19 protein-coding genes and 2 pseudogenes are annotated in these 16590 nt (G+C 66.8%); 14 read left to right on the plus strand and 7 right to left on the minus strand.

The features are described 5' to 3' along the window. From AC1DJT_RS21670 to AC1DJT_RS21690, 5 genes and pseudogenes are all read left to right on the plus strand, one after another. A pseudogene (locus AC1DJT_RS21670) lies at positions 1–267 on the plus strand (thiamine-phosphate kinase); the annotation flags it as partial. A gap of 46 nt (positions 268–313) precedes the next feature. Next, positions 314–1519, plus strand: coding sequence for an MFS transporter (locus AC1DJT_RS21675; protein WP_476834842.1), 1206 nt, complete (start codon positions 314–316; stop codon positions 1517–1519). Between the two features lie 76 nt (positions 1520–1595). Then, complete coding sequence (allE, locus tag AC1DJT_RS21680; RefSeq protein WP_476834843.1) at positions 1596–2393, plus strand: (S)-ureidoglycine aminohydrolase; 798 nt, start codon at positions 1596–1598, stop codon at positions 2391–2393. Positions 2394–2644: 251 nt separating this feature from the next. After that, the gene (locus AC1DJT_RS21685) at positions 2645–4801 is read left to right on the plus strand and encodes a sodium-translocating pyrophosphatase (protein WP_476834844.1); all 2157 of its coding nucleotides are present in this window, start codon (positions 2645–2647) and stop codon (positions 4799–4801) included. Between the two features lie 226 nt (positions 4802–5027). Next, a pseudogene (locus AC1DJT_RS21690) lies at positions 5028–5963 on the plus strand (DMT family transporter); the annotation flags it as partial. A gap of 193 nt (positions 5964–6156) precedes the next feature. Here AC1DJT_RS21690 and AC1DJT_RS21695 read toward each other — a convergent pair. Continuing rightward, the gene (locus tag AC1DJT_RS21695; RefSeq protein WP_441488685.1) at positions 6157–6669 is read right to left on the minus strand and encodes an outer membrane protein assembly factor BamE; all 513 of its coding nucleotides are present in this window, start codon (positions 6667–6669) and stop codon (positions 6157–6159) included. 124 nt (positions 6670–6793) lie between these two features. On the opposite strand from AC1DJT_RS21695, the gene AC1DJT_RS21700 reads away from it, so the two are divergent. From AC1DJT_RS21700 to AC1DJT_RS21725, 6 genes are all read left to right on the plus strand, one after another. Then, positions 6794–7339, plus strand: a complete 546-nt coding sequence (locus tag AC1DJT_RS21700; RefSeq protein ID WP_476834845.1) for a ubiquinol-cytochrome C chaperone family protein — start codon at positions 6794–6796, stop codon at positions 7337–7339. After that, the gene (locus tag AC1DJT_RS21705) at positions 7332–7892 is read left to right on the plus strand and encodes a YceD family protein (protein WP_441504741.1); all 561 of its coding nucleotides are present in this window, start codon (positions 7332–7334) and stop codon (positions 7890–7892) included. The genes AC1DJT_RS21700 and AC1DJT_RS21705 overlap by 8 nt, the downstream gene beginning before the upstream one ends. A 112-nt stretch (positions 7893–8004) precedes the next feature. Continuing rightward, a complete protein-coding gene (gene plsX / locus AC1DJT_RS21710) occupies positions 8005–9060 on the plus strand; it encodes a phosphate acyltransferase PlsX (protein ID WP_476834846.1) in 1056 nt (351 codons plus the stop codon). 11 nt (positions 9061–9071) lie between these two features. Further along, positions 9072–10049: a beta-ketoacyl-ACP synthase III gene (locus AC1DJT_RS21715; RefSeq protein WP_441504740.1), complete on the plus strand. Its 978-nt coding sequence runs from the start codon at positions 9072–9074 to the stop codon at positions 10047–10049. A 188-nt stretch (positions 10050–10237) separates the two neighbouring features. Continuing rightward, positions 10238–10552: an integration host factor subunit alpha gene (locus tag AC1DJT_RS21720; protein ID WP_069876977.1), complete on the plus strand. Its 315-nt coding sequence runs from the start codon at positions 10238–10240 to the stop codon at positions 10550–10552. Next, positions 10549–11127, plus strand: a complete 579-nt coding sequence (locus tag AC1DJT_RS21725) for a MerR family transcriptional regulator (RefSeq protein WP_476834847.1) — start codon at positions 10549–10551, stop codon at positions 11125–11127. Before AC1DJT_RS21720 ends, AC1DJT_RS21725 begins: the two co-directional genes overlap by 4 nt. Positions 11128–11162: 35 nt before the next feature. Here the strand turns inward: AC1DJT_RS21725 and AC1DJT_RS21730 are convergent, their stop codons facing one another. Next, positions 11163–11624 carry a translation initiation factor 2 gene (locus tag AC1DJT_RS21730; protein WP_476834848.1) on the minus strand — a complete coding sequence of 154 codons (462 nt, stop codon included), beginning with the start codon at positions 11622–11624 and terminating at the stop codon, positions 11163–11165. Positions 11625–11947: 323 nt separating this feature from the next. On the opposite strand from AC1DJT_RS21730, the gene sugE reads away from it, so the two are divergent. Next, a complete protein-coding gene (gene sugE / locus AC1DJT_RS21735; RefSeq protein WP_069876975.1) occupies positions 11948–12262 on the plus strand; it encodes a quaternary ammonium compound efflux SMR transporter SugE in 315 nt (104 codons plus the stop codon). A 40-nt stretch (positions 12263–12302) separates the two neighbouring features. Here sugE and AC1DJT_RS21740 read toward each other — a convergent pair whose 3' ends face one another. The 3 genes from AC1DJT_RS21740 to AC1DJT_RS21750 form a co-directional block, all read right to left on the minus strand. Then, positions 12303–12470, minus strand: coding sequence for a hypothetical protein (locus AC1DJT_RS21740; RefSeq protein ID WP_176733240.1), 168 nt, complete (start codon positions 12468–12470; stop codon positions 12303–12305). A gap of 59 nt (positions 12471–12529) precedes the next feature. Next, the gene (locus AC1DJT_RS21745) at positions 12530–13462 is read right to left on the minus strand and encodes a LysR family transcriptional regulator (RefSeq protein WP_441488678.1); all 933 of its coding nucleotides are present in this window, start codon (positions 13460–13462) and stop codon (positions 12530–12532) included. 210 nt (positions 13463–13672) lie between these two features. Beyond that, entirely contained in the window at positions 13673–14098 is a 426-nt protein-coding gene (locus AC1DJT_RS21750) for a DoxX family protein (protein ID WP_113518213.1), read from the minus strand. A gap of 196 nt (positions 14099–14294) precedes the next feature. On the opposite strand from AC1DJT_RS21750, the gene AC1DJT_RS21755 reads away from it, so the two are divergent. Further along, a complete protein-coding gene (locus tag AC1DJT_RS21755; protein ID WP_441504738.1) occupies positions 14295–15227 on the plus strand; it encodes a ring-cleaving dioxygenase in 933 nt (310 codons plus the stop codon). Between the two features lie 80 nt (positions 15228–15307). After that, the gene (locus AC1DJT_RS21760; protein ID WP_476834849.1) at positions 15308–15931 is read left to right on the plus strand and encodes an alpha/beta hydrolase; all 624 of its coding nucleotides are present in this window, start codon (positions 15308–15310) and stop codon (positions 15929–15931) included. A 159-nt stretch (positions 15932–16090) separates the two neighbouring features. Here the strand turns inward: AC1DJT_RS21760 and AC1DJT_RS21765 are convergent, their stop codons facing one another. After that, positions 16091–16315 (minus strand): hypothetical protein, encoded by a 225-nt coding sequence (locus tag AC1DJT_RS21765; RefSeq protein WP_441488675.1) that lies wholly within the window; start codon positions 16313–16315, stop codon positions 16091–16093. Positions 16316–16407: 92 nt separating this feature from the next. After that, on the minus strand, positions 16408–16590 hold a 183-nt coding region (locus AC1DJT_RS21770), incomplete at its 5' end, for an Lrp/AsnC ligand binding domain-containing protein (RefSeq protein WP_476834850.1).

A 16590-nucleotide genomic window follows, 5' to 3' on the forward strand; every position in this document is an offset into this window, starting at 1 on the left:
CTCGATACCGTTCCGCTCTCGGCCCCGGCCCGCGCCGCGATCATGGCTGACCCCGCTCTGGCGGAACTGGCCTGGACCGGCGGAGACGACTACGAAATTCTCTGCACGGCCTCAGAAAGGGAATTTCCTGCTATGGCTGCTGCGGCCGAGGCGACGGGTCTTGGACTCGCCTGCATCGGCCGGGTCACGTCCGAGCTGGGCGTGGTGCGTTATCTCGAACGGGGCAGGGCGCGCAGCTTCGCGCAAGGCTCCTTCGCCCATTTCTGAGGGCCGCTCGCTCAGGCCGCCCGGTATGTGAACGACGGCCCCAGCGATGAACCAGCATGTTTCCGTGGCCGAGGGCGATGCCCTGGCGAAGCGCAATGCCCTCGTCCTCKCCTGCGCCCAGGCGTTCGGCGGCGCGAACCCGGCGATCGTGGTCTCGCTCGGCGGCATCGTCGGCTCGCAGCTCGTCACCGACAAGACCTTCGCGACCGTACCGGTCAGCCTGATGCAGCTCGGCATCGCTTGCGGCGTCATCCCCGCCGCGATGCTGATGCGCCGGCTCGGCCGCCGCAACGGCTATCTCATCGGGGCGCTGACCGGCGTCATCGCCTCCAGCATCGCCGCCGCCGGCACGGGGAGCCGGATCTTCTGGCTGTTCTGCCTCGGCACCTTCATGTGCGGCCTCTATGGCGCCTTCGTGCAGAGCTACCGCTTCGCGGCGGCTGACACTGCGAGCGAGAGCTTCAAGCCGCGCGCCATCTCCTGGGTCATGATCGGCGGGCTTGCCGCGGGCGTCATCGGCCCGCAATCGGTCTACTGGACCCGCGACCTGACGCCGGACGCGCCCTTCGCCGCCAGCTTCATGGCGCAGGGGCTGCTCGCGCTGCTGGCGATCGGCGTCGTCATGATGCTGCGCGCCCCGCCGGTTGCGGCCGTGCGTTCGAGCGGCGGCCGGCCGCTTTCCGAGATCATGCGCCAGCCCAAATTCATCGCCTCGGTCACGGCTGCACTGGTCTCCTATGGCCTGATGAGCTTCGTGATGACGGCTGCGCCGCTGGCCATGGTCGGCTGCGGCCACAGCATCGGCGATGCTGCGCTCGGCATTCAGTGGCACGTGCTCTCGATGTTCGGGCCGAGCTTCTTCACCGGCCGGCTGATCGCCCGCTTCGGCAAGGAGAAGGTCACGGCGGCCGGCCTGTTGCTGCTGGCCTGCGCCGCCGTCGTCGGCCTGAACGGGCTCAGCGTCGCGCATTTCTGGATCGCGCTGGTCCTGCTCGGCATCGGCTGGAATTTCGGCTTCATCGGTGCGACGGCGCTGGTCACCGACTGCTATCGCCCGGAGGAGCGCGTCAAGGTCCAGGCCGCCAACGACTTCCTCGTCTTCGGCTCGGTMGCGATCGCCTCCTTCTCGGCTGGCGGGCTGCTGAACACCGGCGGCTGGCAGAGCGTCAACTGGCTGGTCTTCCCGCCGGTGGCCGTCGCGCTGGCGCTGGTCGCCTGGCAGGCCACGCAGAAGCGCGTCCAGCTGGCCTGAGGGCCGGCCCGGCGCGTGGCCRGTCGCAAGGCTCCGCAGAACAAGCTTCATCCCCCAGGACCCGGCAGGAGATACGATGCGCCCGCACCAGTTGCCCGTCACGACAGGCCGGTTTCCGCCCGGCGCCATTGGCCATAATCGCGGTGTGGTGCGGCCGAACTATGCGTTCATGCCGCCCGAAGGCGTGCTGATCAGCCGGCTGCCGCATTTCAGCGGGACGATCGTGCGGATCCTGGCTGCGCCGGTGCTGGGCGCCCAGTTCGCGCAGTACCTGCTCGAGATCGCACCCGGCGGCGGCACGCCCGAGGCCTTTCGCGAGGAGGGCATCCAGCATTTCTATTATGTGCTCTCCGGCCAGGGCCGGTTCGTCATGGCGGATGCTCCGGCGCTTGACCTGCGGCCGGGCCACTTCGCCTATGTCCCGCCTGGCACCGCCTTCACGCTGAGCAATACCGGTTTCGAGCCCTTGCGCGTGCTCGGGCTGCGCAAGCGCTTCGAGGCGATCGGCCTGCCAGCGCCCGAGCCGATCCTGTCGCATCGCGACGAGATCCCGGTCACCAACCATACCGGGGCGGAAGGGCGCGGCTTCCAGTTCCTGCTGCCCTGGGGCGACATGCGCTTCGATTTMGAGATGAACCTGATGTGGTTCAAGCCCGGCGCGCATTTCCCCGATGTCGAGACCCATGTCATGGAGCACGGGCTCTATATGCTGGAAGGGCAGGGGCTCTATTTCCTCGGCACCGAATGGCACGAGATCTGGGCCGGCGATTTCATCTGGATGGGCGGCTACTGCCCGCAGCAATTCTACCCGACCGGCTTTGCCGATGCGGCCTATCTGCTTTACAAGAACGTCAACCGGGATGTGGCGCTCTGACGCCCGCATAGACCTCCCGAACGGCCGGCCGCGCCTCGAAGCGGGCCGGCTCGCCCTGACATCTGCGTAAAATTGTCAGCCTCCGCGTTTGCGATTCTGTCGAAAGCTTGGCAGAAAGTTGGCCGGTACTGGCGATGCGCGACGCGGGCGCGATTCCCTCGACCCGTATTCTTCGTCTCCGGACCCAAGAAACCGAATGAATTCGGGGTCTGAAGCCCCGTTGGACGGAAGCTCGAGGTCAGGAATCCCGAATGTCAGCCTTGCTCATCATCATAGTTTTGAGTGCGCTATCGATAGCCTACGGCATCTGGGCCTATGGCGATGTCATGAAGCGCGACGCCGGCAACCAGCGCATGCAGGAAATCTCCGGCGCGGTTGCCGAGGGCGCGCAGGCCTATCTGAAGCGTCAATACGTTACGATTGCCATGGTCGGCGCGGTGCTTTTCGTGGTCCTGACCTATCTGCTCGGCCAATGGGTCGGCATCGGCTTCCTGATCGGCGCCGTCCTCTCCGGCGCGGCCGGCTTCATCGGCATGAACGTCTCGGTCCGTGCCAATGTCCGCACCGCGCAGGCGGCGATGAAGTCGCTCGGTGACGGGCTCGATGTCGCCTTCAAGGCGGGCGCGGTCACCGGCATGCTGGTCGCCGGCCTCGCCCTGCTCGGCGTCGCCGTCTATTACGGCGTCCTGACCTCGTTCCTCGGCTTCTCCCCATCGAGCCGCACCGTCATCGACTCGCTCGTGGCGCTGGGCTTCGGTGCCTCGCTGATCTCGATTTTCGCCCGCCTCGGCGGCGGTATCTTCACCAAGGGCGCGGATGTTGGCGCCGATCTCGTCGGCAAGGTCGAAGCCGGCATTCCCGAGGATGATCCGCGCAACCCCGCGACCATCGCCGACAATGTCGGTGACAATGTCGGCGACTGCGCCGGCATGGCCGCCGACCTGTTCGAGACCTATGCCGTGACGCTGGTTGCCACCATGGTGCTCTCGGCGATCTTCTTCGCCGGCCAGCCGGTGCTCGGCACGATGATGCTCTATCCGATGGCGATCGGGGCGGCCTGCATCGTAACCTCGATCATCGGCACCTTCTTCGTCAAGCTCGGCGCCAACCAGTCGATCATGGGCGCGCTCTACAAGGGCTTCATCGCCGCCGGCGTGTTGTCGGTCGGCGCGATCGCCATCGTCAACTGGCTGATGTTCGGCAGCTTCTCCACCGCGTTCACGACGGGGCAGGGCGTCAGCTTCACCTCCGCCAACCTGTTCGGCTGCGCGCTGGTCGGCCTCGCGGTGACGCTCTTCATCGTCGTCATCACCGAATACTACACCGGCACCGGCAAGCGCCCGGTGGTCTCGATCGCCCAGGCGTCGGTCACCGGCCATGGCACCAACGTCATCCAGGGCCTCGCGGTCTCGCTGGAATCGACCGCGGCGCCGACCATCGTGATCATCGCCGGCATCATCGTCTCCTACACGCTGGCCGGCCTGTTCGGCATCGCAATCGCCACCACGGCCATGCTGGCGCTGGCCGGCGTCGTCGTCGCGCTCGATGCCTTCGGCCCGGTCACCGACAATGCCGGCGGCATCGCCGAGATGGCGGGCCTGCCCAAGGAGGTGCGCCACTCCACCGATGCGCTCGATGCGGTCGGCAACACCACCAAGGCCGTCACCAAGGGCTATGCGATCGGCTCCGCCGGTCTCGGCGCCCTGGTGCTGTTTGCAGCCTACACCTCGGACCTGAACTTCTTCATCGCCRAGGCCAACAAGGCGGGCTCGACCAGCTTCCAGTACTTCAAGGGCGTCACGGTCGATTTCAGCCTGTCCAACCCCTTCGTCGTCGTCGGCCTGCTGCTCGGCGGCCTCATCCCCTTCCTCTTCGGCGGCATGGGCATGACCGCGGTCGGCCGCGCCGCCGGCTCCGTCGTCGAGGAGGTGCGTCGCCAGTTCAAGGAGAAGCCCGGCATCATGCTGGGTACGGACAGGCCGGATTACGGCCGCGCCGTCGACATGCTGACCAAGGCCGCGATCAAGGAGATGATCGTGCCCTCGCTGCTGCCGGTCCTTGCGCCGATCGTCACCTTCTTCGCCATCAACGCCATTGCCGGCCGCAACCAGGCCTTCGCCTCGGTCGGTGCCATGCTGATGGGCGTCATCGTCACCGGCATCTTCGTCGCCATCTCGATGACCTCGGGCGGCGGCGCCTGGGACAACGCCAAGAAGAGCTTCGAGGACGGCTTCGTCGACAAGGACGGCGTGCGCCACATGAAGGGCTCCGAGGCGCACAAGGCCTCGGTGACCGGCGACACCGTCGGCGACCCCTACAAGGATACCGCCGGCCCGGCGGTGAACCCCGCGATCAAGATCACCAACATCATCGCGCTGCTGCTGCTGGCGATCCTGGCGCATTCCTGAGCCGGTCGGCACGGCACGGAGACACTGCCCCGCGGAGCAATCCGCGGGGTTCTTCTTTGATMGCTCAAGGGCTTTCCCTTGATGTTGCAACGGCTTGGCGGCCCGTCTTGAATCAGGATGGCGACCACTTGAATCAGGATCTGAAGCTACGGCCGGGACCGTAGCGTTCCTGCAAGCTCCGGGCGGCCCGCGATGGCATGGTCTCTCCAACAGAAGGAGAGCCATCATGACGATCCAGGCCGCTGCTGCACCCGCCGAGGTCAAGTCCGGGGAGGTCGAGTCCGGGCACGCCGTCGAGCTTGCCCTGCTGGTCCTGCTCGCCACCCTCTGGGGCGGCTCCTACACCTTCATCAAGATCGGCGTGGAGACGATTCCGCCGCTGACCCTGATTGCCGGGCGTACCCTGATCGCAGGCGTGATCCTGTTGGCGGTCATCCGCTGCTGCGGCCTGAGGCTGCCGCGCGACCTCGACAGCTGGCGCAAGTTCCTGTTCCAGGCCTGCCTGAACAGCGCCGTTCCCTTCACCCTGATCGCCTGGGCCGAGCGCAGCGTCGATGCCGGCCTTGCCGCGATCCTGAATGCGACGACCCCGGTCTTCGTCTTCCTGATCACGCTGGCGCTGACGCGGAGCCGGGAGGTCGACCTGCGCAAGGCCTTCGGCGTCGCAGCCGGGCTTGCTGGCATCACCCTGGTGGTCGGCATGCAGACGCTGGGCGGGTTCGGCAGCGAACTGGCCGCGCAGATCGCCATCGTACTTGCCACGGTCTGCTATGCCTGCGCTGCCCTGTTCGGCCGCAACTTCACCGGCTTCGATCCGCTCATCCCCGCCGCCGGTTCGCTGATCTGCGGGGCAGCCCTGCTCACGCCGGTCGCGCTGGTCGTCGACCGGCCCTGGACGCTGAGCCCTTCGCAGGATTCGCTGATCGCGCTCCTGGCGCTGGCGGCGGTCTCGACCGCGCTCGCCTTCGCCATCTATTTCCGGCTGATCCGGACGCTTGGTCCCGTCGGCACCACGGCGGTGTCCTATCTGCGCGTGCCGGTCGGCGTCGCGATCGGCATCGTCTTCCTCGGCGAGCGCCTGAGCCCGACGGCCTGGGTGGGGCTCACCCTGGTCATCCTGGGCGTGATCGCGATGACGCTGCCCGAGCGCAAGCTGGCGCAGCCGGCCCAGATCGCCGTGCGTCCATTCGGACGCAGGAGCGGCGATCGAGCTCTTTGGTCAAGCATCGGATTTTTCCGAAAACCGGATTCCACCTTTCGGTCCGATGCTCTGGCGAATGCCGCAACCCAAAGAAAAACCCCTGCGGCGTGGGCCGCAGGGGTTTCTCGTGTTCGGTCATTCCGGTCGGGTCGGCTCAGTTGCTGGCCCCGCCCAGGCCGCCGAGCGGCGAGAACTTGGTGACGCCGCGGAAGAGGTTGCGCAGGAAGCTCTGCTCCTCGCCGCCGGTGACGGTGGTGCGGCTGATGAAGTCGAAGATCACGCCGTCCTGGAGGCCGTACTGGGCGATGCGCTCGACCTTGAAGGACTTGTTGAAATAGATCACCAGCACCTTCTGGTCGATGACGCTGGGTTCCTGGAACTGGAAGCGCCGGCGCACCGTCTGGCTGATATAGTAGAAGGTCCGGTTCCCGACGGTCGAGGTCGTCGAGGGCGTGCCCAGTATGGTCAGCACCTGCTGCACGTCCATGCCGGTCTTGATCTGCGCGACCAGGCGCTCGTCCATGACGAAGCCGCGGGTGTATTGTTCGTTCAGCCCCGCCGATGTCGGCAGGACGAATCCGCCCCGATCTGCTCCGCATCCGGCTAGAGCGAGTGACGAGGTCGCGAGAAGGCCGAAGAGGGCCGCGCGGCGGGTCATGTCGATCATGCGGGAGAATCCAGGAGCAGAGTGGGCAAGGAGGTATCCGAAGCCGCTTGTCAAACGGGTAGAGGTTGGCGTAACGCCCGAGAATGGCTTTGGCAAGGCAGTGGCGGCGAGCGGAGATGCGCTGGTGATCTTCGGCTTGTTCGGAAAACGCGCAAAAAGGCTCGCGCCGGTCGAGGCGCTGCTGGCCCGCGTGGCTGACGCGTCGCGCCAGCCCGGTCTTTATATCGGCGGCGGCATCCCCGACACGTTCGAAGGGCGCTTCGAATCGCTGACGCTGCATGCCTTCCTGATTCTGCGGCGCCTGCGCGAACTTCCGGCGCCGGCCAGCGATCTGGCGCAGGATTTCGTCGATGCCTGCTTCGCCTATCTTGAGCTCGGCTTCCGCCAGGGCGGGATCAGCGACATCGCCGTGCCCAAGCGCATGAAGAAGATCGGGCAGAGCTTCTACGGCCGCATCAAGGCCTATGAGAGTGCGCTCGCTGCGCCTGAGCCGGGCGCGCTGGCCGAGGCCTTGCGCCGCAATGTCAGCCCGGGCGAGGGGGCGACAGCCCTGGCCGATTRTGTCGGCCAGGCGCTGGAACGTCTGTCGCAGCTCGATCTTGACGCAATTTTGGGGCAGGAGACTCTCTTTCCTGCATTCCCGGTTCACGAAAGTACCCCCAGTGTCTGATTCCGCTCGTGCCTTGCCGCTGAGCCAGCCCGTCCGCGTCGAGACGATCAAGCCGCGTGGCACCCATATCGTGGTCAGGCCCGAGGGCTCTGCGCTCGTCGGGCTCGCCCGTGCGCTCGACCTGCCTTCGATCGAAGCGCTCGAGGCGCGCTATGAACTCGCCCGCAATGGCGAGCGCGTGAAGCTGGAGGGCGAGATCGCGGCGCAGCTGCATCAGACCTGCATCATCACGCTCGAGGCCTTCCCGGTCAGCATCAAGCTGCCCGTGAAACTCGATTTCGCGCCGGAGGCCGAGGTTCTCGCCGCCGCCCGCCGCGAGGAGGAGGACGAGAAGAAGGGCGAGATCGACATCGAGGTCATGCTCAACGAGGAGGACCCGCCGGAGCCGATCATCGACGGCATGATCGACCTTGGCGCGATCACCCTCGAGTTCCTGGCGCTCGGGCTCGATCCCTATCCGCGCAAGCCCGGAGTGAATTTCGAAGCGCAGGTCGACGACCCGGCGCTTGCATCGCCCTTTGCGGCCCTGGCCAAACTGAAACGCGGCGAATGACGGCTTTACCGGCACGCGCAGTGGCTTGCGGCGGCTCGCCAAGTCGCTATTGTCCGCCGCCGCCCTATTTTGCGCCACAGCGGCCGAGCCCCTCGGGAACAATCAGCACCCAATGAAACGACCAGTTACAATCGCGCTCGATGCGATGGGCGGGGACCATGGCCCTGCCGTCGTCGTGCCAGGCGCGGCGCTGACCCTCGAGCGGCGGCCCGACGCGCGCTTCGTCATCTTCGGCGATCAGGCCCAGGTCCTGCCGCTTCTGGAGGCCCACCCGAAGCTCAAGGCGGTGACGACCTTCCACCACACCGAAGTGTCGGTGAAGATGGACGACAAGCCGAGCCAGGCCCTGCGCTATGGCCGTTACAAGTCCTCGATGTGGCGTGCCATCGACGCGACCAAGACCGGAGAGGCCGATGTCACGGTCTCGGCCGGCAATACCGGCGCGCTGATGGCGATGTCGAAATTCTGCCTGAAGTCGATGCCGCAGGTCGACCGCCCGGCGATCGCGGCGCTCTGGCCGACGGTGCGCGGCGAGAGCGTGGTGCTCGATGTCGGCGCGACGATCGGCGCCGATGCGCGCCATCTCGTCGATCTCGCGGTGATGGGCGCGGCCATGGCCCGCGTCGTCTTCGATCTCGACCGGCCGACCGTCGGCCTGCTCAATGTCGGAGTCGAGGAGATCAAGGGCGTCGAGGCCGTCAAGGAGGCCGGTCGCATCCTGCGCGAGGGCAACCTGCCGCATCTCGACTATCGCGGCTTCGTCGAGGGCGACGACCTCGGCAAGGGCACGGTCGACGTCGTGGTGACCGAGGGCTTCACCGGCAACATCGCCCTGAAGACGGCCGAGGGCACCGCCCGGCAGATCGGCGAGTATCTGCGCGCCGCGATGAGCCGGTCGCTGATGGCCAAGATCGGCTATCTCTTCGCACGTGGCGCATTTGCCGCGTTGAAGGACAAGATGGATCCGCGCAAGGTCAATGGCGGCGTCTTCCTCGGGCTCGAAGGCATCGTCATCAAGAGCCATGGCGGGACGGACGCGATCGGTTTCGCCAGCGCGACCGAACTGGCTTATKAGATGGCGCGCGATGACCTGATGGCCAAGCTGCGCGAGATGGTGGCTGCCTCGGTGCAGCCGGAGACGGCGCCTCAGGCCGCTGCCGTCGAATAGGGATCTCTGACTTGTCCATTCTGCGATCTGTGGTTTGCGGATGCGGCTCCTATCTGCCGGAGCGCATCGTCACCAATGCCGAGCTTGCCGAGCGCGTCGACACGACCGACGAGTGGATCGTCCAGCGCACCGGTATCCGCCAGCGCCATATTGCGGCCGATGACGAGCCGACCTCGGTCGTCGGCCTCAGGGCGGCGCAGGCGGCCCTGGCCGATGCCGGCATGGATGCCTCCGAGATCGACCTGATCATCGTCGCGACCGCGACGCCGGACCATACCTTTCCGGCAACCGCGACCCAGATCCAGGCGGCGCTGGGCATCACCGAAGGCGCGGCCTTCGACCTGCAGGCGGTCTGCTCCGGCTTCGTCTTCGGCCTCGCGACCGCGGATAATTTCATCAAGACGGGCAGTGCCCGCGCCGCGCTCGTGATCGGCGCCGAGACCTTCTCCCGGATTCTCGACTGGGAAGACCGCACCACCTGCGTCCTGTTCGGCGATGGCGCCGGTGCCGTCGTGCTCAAGGCGGAGCAGGGGGAGGGCACGCTGGCCGACCGCGGTGTCCTGACAACGCATATCCGCTCCGACGGGCGCTACAAGAACAAGCTCTATGTCGATGGCGGCGCAGGCTCGACCAAGACGGTCGGTTTCCTGCGCATGGAGGGCAAGGAGGTCTTCCGCCATGCGGTGCAGAACCTCGCCGATACCGTCCGCCACACCTTCGCCGCGACCGGGCTCAGCGGCAACGACATCGACTGGTTCGTGCCGCACCAGGCCAACCGGCGCATCATCGATGCCACCGCCGACAAGCTCGGCATCGCGCATGACCGCGTCGTGGTGACCGTCGACAGGCACGGCAACACCTCGGCCGCCTCGATTCCGCTGGCTCTGGCGGAGGCCCATCACGACGGGCGAATCCAGCCCGGCCAGCTCGTCCTGATCGAGGCGATGGGCGGCGGCTTCACCTGGGGGTCGGCCTTGATCCGCTGGTGAGCATTTCAGCTGAGAACGCTGGCACTTAGGACAGTTTCTCTTCCCTTTTTTTGCCATTTCGACCGAGGGCGCTACTAAACGGCGCTCGAGGATTGACCGGACCGTCCGGGACGCATAGCGTCCGGCGTCCGTAATGGCGCAAGGCTGGTGACGAGGTCACCGGCCCATGAACGCCTTGGAGGCTATGAATGGCGGGGCAAACGGTCACTCGCGCCGATTTGTGCGAGGCTGTGTATCAGAAGATCGGTCTGTCGCGGACAGAGTCGTCGAAACTTGTCGAAGCGGTGCTCGACGAGATCTGCGATGCGGTCGCGCGCGGCGAGAATGTGAAATTATCGTCCTTTGGCTCGTTCGTCGTGCGAGACAAAGGCGAGCGAATCGGGCGTAATCCGAAAACGGGCGTTGAGGTCCCCATCGAGCCGCGTCGCGTGATGGTGTTCAAGCCTTCGAATGTGATGAAGGCGCGCATCAACGGGCAGGCGGGCGAGGGCGACGAGGAGTGAGTCTGGAGTTCCACACCGGCAACGTAGAGGCCGAATTGGACACCAAGAGCCCAGATGCCTTCCGGACAATCAGCGAGGTCGCAGACGACCTCGACATCCCCCAGCATGTCCTGCGTTTCTGGGAAACGCGCTTTACCCAGATCAAGCCACTCAAGCGCGGTGGCGGCCGGCGCTATTACCGGCCGGACGATGTCGCCCTCCTGAAGGGCATTCGCCGGCTGCTTTACGGCGAKGGCTATACCATCAAGGGCTTGCAGCGGATCCTGAAGGATCAGGGGCCGCGCCATGTCCAGGCCATTGGCCGGGGCGGGCCGATCGGCGGGCAGGCTCCCGCCGCGGTTGCCGCACCCGTGCCGGCGCCGCGTCGGCCCGCGCCGGCGAACGCACCGGAAGGCTCCGACGATGAATTGCCCTGGCAGCTCGATATGGAGCCGGCGCAGCCGGAGGAGCCCGATCACCGGGCCGAGTTCGGCGAGGATCTTGTCCTGCTGAGAGCCGCGCTCGTCGAAATGACGGAATGCCAGCGCGTCCTGCGCGGCGTGCTGCAGCCGGAGCTCGGCGGCGACGCGGGCTGAGAGGCCCGCATCGCGATTGGCTGTCTTCCCAGAGATCAGGAAACCGGCGTGGCCCGTGCCGCGCGCAGGCGGCGGCTGAAGCGCGAGCTGCGCGTGCGGCTTTCGATCCTCGAGGTCGGCACCAGCGTGGCGACGACGGGATTGGGATAGTGCTCCAGCGTCGAGCCCGTCGCGGCGTCGACGCCCATTCCGACGATGCCTCCGACGATGACGTTTCCAGCGAAACCGGCGGCCCCGGCCCCGGCGACCCGGGTCGCGACCGGAATCTGGGCGTCGTGGAAGCCGCGCTTGCTGTAGCTGACCGTGAACTCCGACTTGCGGCTGACCTCGATCGTGCAGGGCGTCGATGGGCAGCTATGCCCGGTCGAGGTGCGTGCGTCTGCGCCCGGCGGAATGYTGTCGATCGTAACCTGGCTTGTCGTACCCCGTGTGACGGTGGCGCAGCCGCCCAACGCCGCGGCGACCGCAATCAAGCCCACCCATTTCCCCAGATTCATCTTTGCTTGGCCCCTTGTTGCCCCCACCGGCAATGCCGGTGCAATGCCCGTAGTCAGCGCCCGAACGGGGCGCCATGCCGCAGGCGGAACTCCTGGGGGCGGCACGAGCCTTATGCACAAGACTAACGTAGGGGTATGTCGGTCGGGCTCCCGCGAAGGAGCTGGCCATGAGAGCCATGCAGAGGTCAGCGGTGGCGCGCTCCTTCCCAACCGGCAGAGGCGCGGCCTAGTTTGGGCTAAGGGCGGCGTCTCCTGCCGCGTCCCGGGGCGTGGACGACCTCGCCTTGTTTCGACTGGCCCCTTCTCATGCGGAGCGCGCTGCCATGGCCTGGCTCTATCTCTTCGTCGCAGGCCTGTTCGAGGTCGGCTGGGCGATCGGCCTCAAATACACGCAAGGCTTCACCCGCCTCGTCCCGACCCTGCTGACGCTCGCCAGCATGGTCGTCAGCCTCGGCCTGCTCGGTCTGGCGCTGAAGACGCTGCCGGTAGGCACAGCCTATGCGGTCTGGACGGGCATCGGCACGATCGGGACGGCGGCGCTCGGCATCGTGCTGCTCGGCGAGCCGGCAGGCGCCCTGCGGCTTGCCTGCATCTCGCTCATCGTGGCGGGGATCGTCGGGCTTAAGCTGGTCTCCTGACCAGCGTCACGTTCTGGCCAGCGTCACCGTCTGACCGGTGTCATCTGCGGAAGGCGTCAGGCCAGTTGCCGCTTCTTTCGAGCAGCACGATCAGCAGGACCACGGCGAGCGTGATCGCCAATGTGATCAGCTTGGCGTTCCAGGGCGCGCCGCGGCCGATCAGCCAGATCAGGCTGAGCCCGATCGCGAGGGGGATAAGCATCTCCATGACGAGAGCCTAGCGCCGGCTGCGCCGTAAGGGAACCCGACTGTGCTCCTGAACGCGGCTCAGCCGCCGCGCGCCGCGACGGCCCGCTCGCCTTCGATCAGCGGCTTCATCCGGCCGATCTCGGCCGCCATGAAATCGAGGAACAGCCGCACGCGCGGCGAGTGCCTGAGATCGGGATGGGTCAAGAGCCAGAGATCGGCCGCGAATTCGGGATCGGGCGCCGCCAGGCGGACGAGGGCCGGCTTGGTGTCTGCAATGAAGCAGGGCAGGAAGCCGATGCCGATGCCCGCCTCGACGGCCTCGGCCAGGCCGAGCACCGTGTTGACCTTGTAGACGATGCGCTCCGGCGGCACGTAATCCTGCAGGAAGCGGACGGCCTTCAGCCAGGCGAACTGGTCGCCGAGCGAAATCCAGTTCTGGTCCCGGAGCGTCTCCATGCTGGTATCGGCATCGGGCGGGAAGCGGCTCGCCAGCCCGTAGAGCGCCCAGGCGATGCGGGCGCCGCGCCGGCCGACCAGGGTCTCGGGCGGATTATCGGTCGCCCTGATCGCGACATCGGCGTCGCGCTTGGAAAGGTTGAGCGCCTGGTTGCTGAGCAGGATGTCGAGGCGGATCTCGGGACATTGCTGCAGGAAGGCCGCGAAGACCGGGGTCAGCAGGTCGACCAGCAGGGTGTCGTTGGTGGTGACGCGCAATTCGCCGGCGGGCTGGATTTCCTGCCCGGCGAGCTTGCGGGTGAAGGCGGTAATGTCCTCGTCCAGCCGCCCGGCGAGCTGCACCATTTCCTCGCCGGCGGGCGTCGGCACATAGCCGCTGCGGTGCCGCTCGAACAGTTTCAGGCCGAGCCCGTCCTCGATCTGGCCGAGGCGGCGAAACACCGTGGAATGGTTCAGGCCGATCAGGCTGGCGGCGGCCGGCAGGGCGCGGGCTTCGGCGATCGCCTTGATCAGCCGGAAATCGTCCCAGGCGAGGGTCTTGCTCGTGCCGCTCATCCGCTTTTCGTCCTTTCATGCGTCCGCCGCCGTCATGGCGCCAGAGCATCGGCCCGGGAATTGGATACCGGTTTTCGGAAGAAGCCGATGCAAGAACAATGCGCTACAGCATCCGGCCGGATGCCCGGTCGGATGCTGTAAGCCATGCGGCGGCGATCGGGAAGACGTGGCGCGGGCCCTTGGGCCGCGCTCACCGATAGTCGACTGCGCTCAGGCGGTGGCGACCGCAGCGCGGGGGCTGAAGCGCACAGGGCGCAGGGCCAGGGCGCCGTCGCCGATCAGGCCGTGGGCCAGCGCCGTCAGCGCCAGGAAGGCGGGATATTCCCAGCCGCCATTGGCCGCGGTGAAGAGCCAGCCATTCGGAGCATGCACCATCAGGGCACCCAGCAGGACCGGCAGCAGTGCCAGCGAGACGAGACGGCCGTAGAAGCCGGTCAGGATGGCGACGCCGCCAATGAACTCGGCCAGGATGATCGGCCAGGCGAGGAAGCCGGGCAAGCCGACCTGGCCCAGAAAGCCGGCGAAGCCTGCGGGAGTGAACACGGCGAGCTTGAGATAGGCATGGGCGATGAACATCAGGCCGAGCGCGACACGCAGGCCGAGGGCGCCGTAAGGGGCGAGGCGATTGTCGATCATGATTGCATCTCCAGAAGCAGGGGACCGGGTTGGTCTCGGCACTGAAAATGCCCTCTCTCCGGCGCAATGCAAATTGTTAGATGCCAAGACTTTCATTGCTTCCGTGCAATGATACCGGGCTGGTGCTTTGCCTGCCGCACTCCGATCTTTGGCCGGAACGAGGCGCCCCGCCTCAAGCCCTTTCGGAGGACAGGCCATGCAGATCAACGGCATCCACCACGTCACCGCCATTTCCGGMCCCGCGCGCCGCAATCTTGATTTCTACGGTCGCGTGCTGGGGCTGCGCCTGGTCAAGAAGACCGTCAATTTCGACGATCCGAGCAGCTATCATCTCTATTACGGCGACGAGGGCGGCTCGCCCGGCACGATCCTGACCTTCTTCCCCTGGGAGCACGCCGCTCCGGGCCGGCTCGGCGTCGGCGAGACCCAGGAAACCGCCTTCCGCGTGCCGGAGGGGGCAATCGGCTACTGGACGCATCGCTTCGTCGAGCTTGGCGTCGCCCATGAGGCGCCGCAGAAGCGCTTCGGCGACACCGTGCTGCCCTTCCGGGATCCGGACGGGATGCGGCTTGCCCTGATCGGCCTGCCCGGCATTGCCGCCGAGCCGGCCTGGACGGGCGGCGCGATTCCGGCCGAGCATGCGATCCGCGGCTTCCACTCCGTCAGCCTGCTGCTMGAGGATGCGGCGCCGACCGGTGCGATCCTCAGTGACATCTTCGGCTTTGCCGAGATCGCGAGGGAAGGCAGCGTGACCCGCTTCCGGACTGAGGGCGCGGCATGCGGCGGGATTGTCGATCTGCGCACCGCCGGCGGCTTCCTGCCGGCACGCCAGGGGGCCGGCTCGGTGCACCATATCGCCTTCCGGGCGGCGGGTGATGCCGAGCAGGAAGCGATGGTGCGCCGCCTAAAGGAGAACCATGGCATCCGCGCCACGGAGCAGCGGGACCGGAACTATTTCCGCTCTGTCTATTTCCGCGAGCCCGGCCGGGTCCTGTTCGAGATCGCCACCGACGCGCCGGGCTTCGGCATCGACGAGGCGAGCGAGAGCCTCGGCCAGGCGCTGAAGCTGCCGCCGCAATACGAGGCGCAGCGCAGCCGTATCGAGGCCGTGCTGCCGGAACTCGCCTGACGACACCTGACCAAACAAGACGCCCTGCCTCGCCGCGCTGACGGGGCAGGGCCGTCCCCTGCATTATCGAGGAGTGACCCATGCTGGACGCCGTCGCGACCACACCCTTCATCCATGCGTTCGAGCCGGGCAGCGATACCGCCCGCAAGCCCCTGCTGCTGCTCCATGGCACCGGCGGCAACGAGCATGACCTGCTGCCGCTCGKCCGCATGGTCGCGCCCGGCGCCGCCTTGCTCTCGCCGCGCGGCCAGGTGCTGGAAGGCACGATGCCCCGTTTCTTCCGCAGGCTCGCCGAAGGCGTCTTCGACGAGGCCGATCTGAGCCGCCGCACCCATGAGCTGGCGGATTTCATCGAGGATGCGCGCCGACGCTATGATCTTGCCGCGCCGATTGCCGTCGGCTTCTCGAACGGGGCGAATATCGCGGCGAGCCTGCTGTTGCTGCGCCCAGAGGTGCTGGCCGGGGCGGCGCTGCTGCGGGCGATGTCGCCCTTCCGGGAGCCACCAAAGGCCGATCTCGCCGGCAAACGCGTGCTGATGCTGTCGGGAGCGCAGGACCCGATCATTCCGGCCGCCGACGCCGCACGGCTTGCCGCGACTCTGTCGGGCAATGGCGCGACGGTCGAGCACCGCATCCTACCGGCGGGCCATGGCCTGTCGCAGGCCGATATCGGCCTGCTCACCGCCTGGCTCGACCAGGCCTGAACGCCTCGGCGAATCGGCGCTCTGCATTGGGGGCGCCGTTCCGGCACAAACAAAGACCCCGGATCCGTCGCAACGCCCTGCGGCGTTCGATGGATCCGGGGCCGAATCTCGTAACTCCCGGGCGTCCGGATGACGGCCCTGCTGCCGTTCGAGTCAGTCCTAGGGCGCTGTCGCCTTCGGCTTGCTGCGTGCAGCCGGCTTGGGCTCGGGCGGCGGCTCAGTTGCTTCCTTCGCCAGCCGCTGCGCCCGCAAGGCCTCGATCTTCTTGCGTGCCGCAGCCTCTTCAGCTGCGATTCGCCCGCTGGCCTTCTGCCTTTCGCGCGGGGCCTCCTGCACGCTGTGTACGTCATGCCAGACGCGTGGCCGACGGTCGTCACCTGCCATCTTCTTCTCCCACCGCAGTTTTCCCCTGGTCGTGAGTGTACGCCTGATTGTGGCGGGATACGAGCGCGCGATTGCCGGGAGCAKGCGAGGGCTCAGCGCTCGACGCGGGTCGAGAGAATGATCGACGACATCGTCCGCTCGACACCGTCGAGCGCGCCGATCCGGTCGATCAGCTCGTCGAGTTCGCCGATCGACGGCGCGATCACGATCGCGATCATGTCGAAATGACCGCTGACCGAATGAAGGGTCCGGACCTCCGGAATGCGGCGCAGTTC

It is taken from the genome of Allobosea sp. 05T422_2, assembly GCF_056396265.1.